We start from the raw sequence: 8770 nt of genomic DNA, 5'->3' as shown, positions 1-8770 counted from the left end.
ATACTTTGATGGGATCTCGGCGCGGGGTGGAGCAGCCCGGTAGCTCGTCAGGCTCATAACCTGAAGGTCACAGGTTCAAATCCTGTCCCCGCAACCAACAAAAACCCGCAAGTCTAAAGACTTAGCGGGATTTTCGTCTTTTCGACAATCCGCGTCAAGCAAGCCAGGTATCAACGGGGTATCGACCTAGAGCGTGAATCGGCGTAGCGGATGACCGCAATTATCTCCTGGTCGCGTCTTTTGGTGAAAAACGAATAGGCAGTTATAGACAGCCGCAAATGCTCAGCTGCCGGTTGTTCAGGCCAGATCTCGCAATTCGGATGCTGAACCGACCGAATGAGGCACGCCGCGATCGCGGCTTCGTGCCACGTCATCGGCGTGCAAAATGAGCTCCAGGTCTGGCACCGCGGTCAGCAGTTCTTCGAACTCTGGAGCAGCTACTAGCCTTCCACGTCGTGCCGGTCTCCCCCGGCTGGGCCGACCGGTGGCGCAACCGCTACGCGAAGAGGTCGATGAGGCCGCGGCCGTGGTCGCATGAGACTGTCCTCGCCTTCGGCGAAAAGTTGGGCGCGGCCCGCAACGGGGGCTGAGCTGCACGCACGCGTCGGCCGCATGATCGCCGACCTACAGCGCAAGCTGGCCACTGCCGAGTTCGACCGCCGCAGCTTGTTTCCTACGACCACCCTGGAGTCCGACTCTCGGGCTTGGCTCGGCCATGCGGTCGACGGTCTCCGACGGCCCTGGTTTTCGATTGTGCAGGAGGCCGAGACGGCTACCGCCGCCCGGACGGATTTACGAATCGAGTTGCGCAGCGCCAGTGCGGCCGTGGTTGTGGTAGAGATCAAGCTCATCCACAGATGGAAGCACGGCGAGTTACTGGATAGCTTCCACTCACAGCTCGTTGACCGCTATCTTTGTGCGACAGGGTCAGGCACGGCACTTACCTGCTCGTCGATCTTGGTCGCCGACCGAAGGGAACCTTGCCGGACGGCTCGTCCCCTGACAGCGCGACTTTGATCATCGTGTTGAACGCCTCCGCGACGGGAATGGCTGCCAATGGCGGGCCGGTCGCAATAGCGCAGCTTTTCAAGGTGGAGCGCTCTAAGCGTAACGGGCGCCGCGACGAGGCGGCAACGGCATCCGATGTGATCTAATCGGCGCGCCGAAAGTGCACCGCAGCGGAACAAGCTCTAGATATCGTTTGACGCCTGATCCTTATCGTCCGTCGGTCGCCGGTGGTTGTCGCGAGCTTGGAAACGTCGCCGCTGCTGAGTTTAAGACTTGGCGACGAAATCGCACGCGACCGCAGCTGGTAGATGTACGTGGCGTTCGCGAGGACACGTACGACAGTCTTGGCCAAGACGTTCGCTAACCAAGGTGCCGCGGGTTCCTTAAAACCGAATAACTGGCAGAGTTCGATGAGCCACGTGGTCGGAAAGGTCATCCAGCGCGCAGTTAGCCAACCCACGCACAATTTTAACCAGCGCCTTATGTCCTATTACGAGAAACCCGCGGCGGAGCGCATTGGAAGACCTGCGCCTCGAGCGGCTCAGTCGTCGGTCTGCGCGGTCCAAAAGAGCGAATGCCTGTTCAATTTTTTTGCTGTGGCCAATCAGTGGTCCGAACCGTAGGAATGGATGCAGCGGGCCTTGGGGATGCGTCTGCGGGGGCGGCGCATGGCAAAAAAATCTGGACGGCGGAATTCTAACTTTCTTGGGAAATACCGTCTCGACGATGCTTATCTCCGCGCGCCTGATCGTAAGACTGGCCGGGTAGGCCTGATCGAGGGCACCGGCCCTGGGGGAGAGCACGTTCTGGTCAAGACCTGGCCTCGCTCCGCACGCCAGAACGACGCGGATCTCGAGTCAATTTGGCGCAACGAGATCCGGCAGTTGCACCGTATGGCCGGCCATCCGGTAGCGCACGAGGTCATAGCTCGGCTCGCGGACGCGGGGAGCGACCAGTCTGGCTTCTATCTGGTCATTGAACCAGGTGCGCGGCGACCGATTGCTACGTCTTTGGATCAAGGGAGAGCTGCCGACTGGATGAATGCACCACGGCAGCCGGCGAACCGAGTCCGTACTTGGCGCAATCTTAAGCGGATCGCCCTCGGGCTTGAGGCACTGCATTCTGAGGGCATGCTACATCGGGACCTGGACGCTTGGTCGGTGCTGAGCGCGGGCAGCGAGGAACCGGACTTCCAACTCACAGGGTTTGAGTGGTCGATGCGATTGGCAACAAGTGCAGCGCCTGGCAAGGCCACCGTGCGCAAGTCAGAGGGTGCGATCTCATTTCGCGGCGACTGGTCGGCATTTGCGAAACTCACCGCCCGACTGATCGACGCTGATTGGGAGAGAGTCGCCAACTTAGGCATTCCCGCCTTCGAGGTCGCCGAACACCTCTTCGCGGCTGAGGTGCGCCTGCTGCGCGTGATGTCTGGGCTTGAGTCGCTGGACGTTCTGGACGGCGACGTGGTGCTGAAGCGTATCGACCAGATCATTACGACGGTTGCTGCGGAGGCCGCAGGCAAAGAAGCGAAGCTTCATCTTGTTCTGGATTTGCGTGCTAACTCGGCCATCGCCCGTACGGTCGCGGCACGCTTCGAGACGGACACGGCAAGCATCGCCGCCGAGCTGCCCGCTATAATCGAGAATGATCTCTCCGAGGGGCCTCTGCTTGTCGCGGTGGCCGAAGGCGATGAACCCGTCAAGCTGATGCTGCGAGGCCATGACTTCTGGTACCGGCTGCGTCCCTACCGTGCGCCCCGTGCGCTCACTTCGTCATGGGAGTACGCCGAGTGCGCTTCCATGGCGCGGCAGGGTCCAGCCCCGATCAACGTCGCCGGCACCCTGCAACTGGCGCCGGCGGGGCTGGAACTTATAGCTTCGGCCGAGGCTCCAGCGCGCTTCGCGCGTAGTCGCGGACGGGTGCGTGGGTGGGATACGCCCCGCGCTCAGATGACTGTCGGAGACGTTGAGATCGACGCAGCCGCCGAGTTTCACCGCGCACTCACGCTCACCTTGGTCATAGAACTGCTATTCGCGGTAGCTGAGACTTTTCCTGTGCAACTTCTTCCGGCGCGCACTGCTGACACCGCTGGCGACGAGGTCATCATCCATGCCGTGCCTCGCAGCGATCCCGAACGCGATGGCCTGTCGGACGCGTTAGACATAGCATCACCGTCGGACCGGCTAGACATCGCCCTGACCGGCGATGGTCTTCGGCGCGAGGGATGGATTCTCACGACCGAGGAGAATCTTGGTCAGCAAAATGCGCGTGACGGCGAGTGGAAGTTTGATGGCATCTTGCGTCGCGCGGGCAAGCAGAATGCTTACCGATTCAGAGGCGCCACACGGCCTTCCGACGGCGAACCGCTGTTCTTGGTACCAGAAGATTCCGTGGGCCGGGATACCCAGCTCAGACGGAGATTGAAGGCACTTGGAGCTCTGCGTGATCATCTTGAGTTGCAGCGCGCATTGACCAGCCCGGTTGCCGAATTGACCGCTAGCCATGATCCGCAACCAGCCGACGCGGAGCTGGGAGATCTCGACGAGTCCAAGCGGGAGGCGTTGCGACAGATCATCGGATCCCTGCCTCTGTTCCTCGTACAGGGGCCGCCGGGCGTTGGAAAGACTCGGCTGGTGAGGGAACTCGTCAAGCGGCGGCTGAATGAAGAGCCAACGATGAGGTTCCTGCTCAGTGCGCAGAGCAACGCCGCGGTCAACCACCTGCTGGGGGAGGTCGTCCCGGCAATGCAACACATAGAGCCCGCGCCTCTAATCGTGCGAACCGGTGCCAATCGTGAGGGCGAAGCTCCCAGCGAGCATCGTCTGGCGCTCGTGAGCCAGCGAACCCTCGGCGAGATCGCCGCAAGCGACCTGGTCGCCAATGCGAGACCGGCATTGCGGGAGCGCTTTCTGAAGCTCGAACGTGGAGCCCGGGCCAACGATACACGGAAGGCCGGCACGAAATCTAAGCACTCGGCAGACTTGCGGAACTTCGAAGGTGTGGTGATGAGAGCGGCAAACCTCGTTTTCGCGACCACCAATTCCGCCGACCTCGAGCGAATGATCGAGGAGCACAGTCAGTTCGACTGGAGCATCATTGAGGAGGCTGGAAAGGCGACCGGGACAGAGCTTATCGCACCACAACTGCTCTCGCACCGCCGGCTGATGATCGGGGACCACAAGCAACTTCCACCTTTTAATGCCGATAGAATGATCGCGTTCCTGAGCATGCCCGAGAAGGTGGCGGGCGCCCTCGGAGCCGGCGCGGACTTCATTGGCCGCTCCCTCAGAGACGAGACTACTGAAGCCATCCTCGACGAGGTCGAGGAAAATCCCGAGACAGCGGCGGCGCTTTGCGCCCGTGCCATCGAGGCGACCACGCTTTTCCAGACACTTATAGAGCACGAGTTCCGCAGGAAGCTGGGGCGGTCGGGCCGCAAGTTCGCGATGCGCCTGAACGAACAGCACCGGATGCATCCAGCGATCGCCCGCATCATCGGCATCACGTTCTACTCGGATCACGAGGGCAACGGGCTTACCACACATGCCGAGAGCGAGAAGAGGTTCGCCACCAAGCCCTGCCCAATCATGTCGCTCGATCCGAGCAAGGTCCCCGAGGTTCCGATCCTGCTCATCGACATCCCATCAAAGCAGGCTTCTGGAGGCAATGTCCGTGGCGAGGAGTCGCCGCGTTGGCACAACAGAGAGGAGCGCGAGGCGGTCCGGCTTCTCCTTTCACAGCTCCGTCCGGCAGGACTCCCGGGAGCGCCGACCATGGCGCTCCTGTCGCCCTATGCCGAGCAGGTGAAGCGAATGAGGGATATGCTCGCGGCAGAGCCTGACCTAGACCCCGCATTGCTCGGCTTCGCCGCGCCCGGCGTGGACGAGAGGCGGTGCTTCACTGTGGACTCGTTTCAGGGCAGTGAGGCGGACATCACGATAATATCGCTCGTGCGCAACAACTCGCACACCAATATCAGGAGCGCGCTAGGCTTCTTGTCAGACTTCCGTCGAATGAATGTCCTATTGAGCCGCGCGAAATGGCGTCTCATAGTTATCGGCTCTTTCGATTTCCTCAAGGAGATACTTGAGGGCGCGCGCATCCAAGGTCGCAGTGCCGAGATCGAATTTATTGGCACGTTGTTCCAGGCGCTTGACGATGCACCACCGACAGACGTTCGCCGTATCAGCATCGTTCAGTTGCGGGAGGGCGAAGCGTGAGCGCCGTCCGCGTTGCGATCCCAGTTTATCGTGGCAAGCGAAAATTTCATCTGGAGCGGGGGCGGCGCTGGAGCATCGTTGAGCACTTGGTACTGGCCGCGTTAGTGGAGAAGTCACAAGGGGTCTCCGCGATCGCAAAGGCTGGGCAGATGCATCAGCGCGTGGTGATCGAGATCCTGATCCGCCTCATGCGGGCCGGGTGGGTCGAATTGGCGTCATCTCCAAGTGAACTCGTTTTCGCTGCGACCCCCACCGGTATCGTCGCTGCCAGCAAGGCGGAACTGCCAGCTGCACCGACGCCCGATTCGAGGTGGATGAACTTTGTCGTGGACCGTATCACTGGCACCGTTTTTAAGCCTAGAGAACTCCCGTTTCTGCATAGGAGTACCGTGATCGAGCGCGAGCGGCGAGAAGCCATCGTGTGGTTGGAGGCATCCGTAGGGGAGAGCGAGTACCAGGTCGAGGATTTGGTCGAGCACCTGTTTCGTCCAGACGAGCATTTCATCGGTATGGACCGCGCAGGTGATCGCCTCATGGAGCGCTACTCGCTCGTCCTAGTGCGAAACGGAAAGGTCGATGGACTGCCGGAGCGGGCGCCGGAACGTCTCGTACAGGCCGTGCTCGATGCGGCAAAGCGCGGATCGGCAAGTCGTCCGGGCCAGCCGGTCACAGTTTCGGCGCCGCCACCGGAAGCGTTCGGAGAATTCGAGCGGAAGGCCAGGCAGATTACCCTCGAGGAGGAGGACCTGCTGATCGGAGGACGGGCGAACGAGCAGGCTCTTCTCCAACTGATCTCAGGCGCGCGCGAGCGACTAATCGTCCACTCTACCTTCGTAAGTGATAAAGCCTTCGAACGGCTCAGGCCCGCCCTCCTGGAAGCCGCGCGGCGAGGCGCTCGCGTGGAACTTCTCTGGGGAGAGGGCGACGACGCGAAGTCGGTTGGACGCACGCGCCAGACGGTCGTGCGTATCCGCGAAAGACTGTCGAAGACGGGGGAGGACGAACTCATCCACCTCCACCCCTTCACGACACGCTCGCACGCGAAGTTTGTGATCGCAGACCGGATGGGTGGATCACCCCACGCGCTGCTTGGATCTTGCAACTGGCTTTCTTCTGGAATGACTTTGCTCGAGGGCGGTGTGAGAATACGCGACGCTCGCCTCGTGGGCGACTTGCTGTTCCAAGCTGCGGAGTTGAGCCGCGGGCGCGACGGTCACTGGAACGAGTTGACCTCACAACTCGCGGCGTATGCGGCAGCCGTTACAAGTGGGCTGCCGACCGGCGGCGGGCCCGTTTCGGCGACGCTCGTCTTCGGGGCCGAACATCGCGGGCTGCTGCTCCAGGCGACGGCAAAAGCGGAGCAGCGTTTATATATCGCAACCCATCGAGTGTCAGCGTCTGCGCGACAGGCACTGCTCATCCCTCTGGCCGCAGCGATCGAGGCGAAGCCTACGCTTACCGGGGAGGTGCGGTATGGGACCGTCCCGGACGCTGGCGATCCCAACTGGGCGACGATCGTAGGCGAGCTCAACATGGCCGGTATCACGGTGGTCCCACCGGGGACCCCCGAAGTCCATGCAAAGCTACTTGGGTGGGACACCGACGATGTCGTGATCACAAGCCAAAACTGGTTGTCTGCCGATCCCTCCCAAGGCAATCCCCGGCGTGAGTTGGGGCTTCACCTGCATGGCCCCGGTTTAGCTACCAAGGTAGCGGACGCGCTGAATGCCGCGGCCGCAAATAAGGAACCACATGGATAACCATCCCAGCCGCGCGACAGATGATCTCCTGCGCAAGATGTGGCAGACCAAAAGTGCACGCTTCAATGCGCACCACCGCCTGGAAAGGCGTCACCGGATCTCGATCGGGGCCACGTCACTGCTGTCGTGCTATCTCGTTGCGATCTCGCTCTACCAGATCGTCTTCGAGAGTTCGATCTCTCCCATCGGCATCAAGCTGCTGTCCGTGACCAATATCGTCGTGTCGGTGTTCCTCATCATGATCACCCTTATCGAGAGCGCTCGCAACTACGGAACCGAAGCCGAGCGCATGCGCGAGAACGCTCTCGCGATCTCGAGGCTGTACAACGAATTCCAGGCCCTGACGACGACGGAGGCGGACCAGCGACGCGACCGCTTTGCAAGTGACTATTCAGGCACGCTGAGCGACGCTCAACTTAATCACAAGGATCTGGACCGCAACCTGTTCCGCATTCCCAACGCGCGCGAGCTCAAAATTGCCTGGCCGGATTTCCTGCTCATCATACTCAACACTGCCTTGCTGCTCGTCTTGGAGTACTGGCTCTACCTTTCGCTCGTGCTTGTCCCGCCGCTACTGTTCTGGCACTTCCTCCCGAGGCTCTAGGAACGTCACCGGCGTCACCGGTCTCGTTGACACTTAAAGGCACGGCTCTCTGTTCCGGTCTGGCGCGTCTACGGCTATGTGAACGGTTGTCCGAAGCTTGGAAGCAGCAAAGGGCCCCCGAACGTCCACAAGTCGGTCCAGCCGTCCGGTCAGTATTGCCCAGCTAGAGTTCGCTCCAGCTGGACGGACGACGCGGCACGGTAACATGTCAGCGGCAACGGTGCTCCCGAGCGGCTTTGATCGCTGCTTATTTGACGCGCTGGTAGCGGCGGTGCGATGGAACCGTAGGCGTGCGCCCAATCGTCGGATATACCGGCGGGGTGATTATTAAATTCCGAGGGCGCGGCGGTGTACCTAAGCAAAACGCTAGTAGAGGTTTGTCGGGAGGTCGCGACCATTACTGAATGGAGTGCTTACGCTGCAGCGGAGAAACTTGGGCCTGATGCGTTGCGTAAGCAATATCCAGACGATTTTAGCGAATGTGCCGCCGAAGCCCCGGCCGTACCTTACCACGACCGACCGTACGAAGACCCTGTCGCAGCGAGGTTGTACCTTCACTCGAAAAGCGTTCAGCGAGAGCTGCTAAAACGTGCGGTGAAGAAGATCGTAAATGAGCGGTGGATAGCGCAAGCTCGGCGGGCGGGGCAGGCGTCGCGGGGTCCGATTGATCCTACGCTGCTGCTCTCTTTGAACATTGCCATTGATGCTACGACGATCGAATTCGAGGGAGTCAGATACTTCGATCTGGTCTTCCGTCCGCCGTTGGCTGACCGGTTCGAGGAATTAGTTCAACTTATTCGGAACCACGAGCCGGATATGGATCCGAGCCGTGACACGATCCCCGATTTCCAACGAGAGATCGAGGCGCTGACGCATAAACCAATCGCGCTCGCTAACTTCAAAGCAGCAATGCACGCAGCTGGCGTCTCTTCTCGATGGTTTGGCAAGGGGCGGAAGGCAGGGTCACCGTCGCACCAGAAATAGCGATTAAATGCCGGTTAAATCATCGGTGTTTTACTCCGCACGGATTGTGAGCATTCGCACTCTCGCTCAATAATGCGAGGGATTACGATGGTTTGTGTTGTTGCCCCCTAAAGGCCTGACAGGGCCTCGCAGGTTTGCGCGATGAACTCGCGGGGTGATCGATAGCGCAAAGCGCGGTGCGGATGCACCTCGTT

5 protein-coding genes and 1 tRNA gene are annotated in these 8770 nt (G+C 60.5%); all 6 read left to right on the top strand.

The features are described from left to right. The first annotated feature begins 20 nt into the window (after positions 1 to 20). The 6 genes from ASE69_RS09950 (at position 21) to ASE69_RS22030 (ending at position 8576) form a co-directional block, all read left to right on the top strand. Positions 21 to 97, top strand: a tRNA-Met gene (locus ASE69_RS09950). A 916-nt stretch (positions 98 to 1013) separates the two neighbouring features. Beyond that, the gene (locus ASE69_RS22035) at positions 1014 to 1154 is read left to right on the top strand and encodes a hypothetical protein (protein ID WP_156362283.1); all 141 of its coding nucleotides are present in this window, start codon (positions 1014 to 1016) and stop codon (positions 1152 to 1154) included. Between the two features lie 522 nt (positions 1155 to 1676). Further along, positions 1677 to 5228, top strand: a complete 3552-nt coding sequence (locus tag ASE69_RS09940) for an AAA domain-containing protein (RefSeq protein ID WP_162236877.1) — start codon at positions 1677 to 1679, stop codon at positions 5226 to 5228. After that, complete coding sequence (locus tag ASE69_RS09935) at positions 5225 to 6988, top strand: phospholipase D-like domain-containing protein (RefSeq protein ID WP_056485843.1); 1764 nt, start codon at positions 5225 to 5227, stop codon at positions 6986 to 6988. Before ASE69_RS09940 ends, ASE69_RS09935 begins: the two co-directional genes overlap by 4 nt. Then, positions 6981 to 7592, top strand: coding sequence for an SLATT domain-containing protein (locus ASE69_RS09930; RefSeq protein ID WP_056485839.1), 612 nt, complete (start codon positions 6981 to 6983; stop codon positions 7590 to 7592). Before ASE69_RS09935 ends, ASE69_RS09930 begins: the two co-directional genes overlap by 8 nt. 594 nt (positions 7593 to 8186) lie before the next feature. Then, the gene (locus ASE69_RS22030) at positions 8187 to 8576 is read left to right on the top strand and encodes a hypothetical protein (RefSeq protein WP_156362281.1); all 390 of its coding nucleotides are present in this window, start codon (positions 8187 to 8189) and stop codon (positions 8574 to 8576) included. Positions 8577 to 8770 lie beyond the last annotated feature (194 nt).

Source organism: Sphingomonas sp. Leaf208 (assembly GCF_001421415.1).
GTDB lineage: Bacteria > Pseudomonadota > Alphaproteobacteria > Sphingomonadales > Sphingomonadaceae > Sphingomonas.
This window is presented reverse-complemented; position numbering and strand designations above follow the sequence as displayed.

Bases quoted from the DNA above. Each gene is read 5' to 3' on its own strand.
- ASE69_RS09940 (WP_162236877.1), top strand. From the start codon at position 1,677: ATGGCAAAAAAATCTGGACGGCGGAATTCTAACTTTCTTGGGAAATAC.
- ASE69_RS09930 (WP_056485839.1), top strand. From the start codon at position 6,981: ATGGATAACCATCCCAGCCGCGCGACAGATGATCTCCTGCGCAAGATG.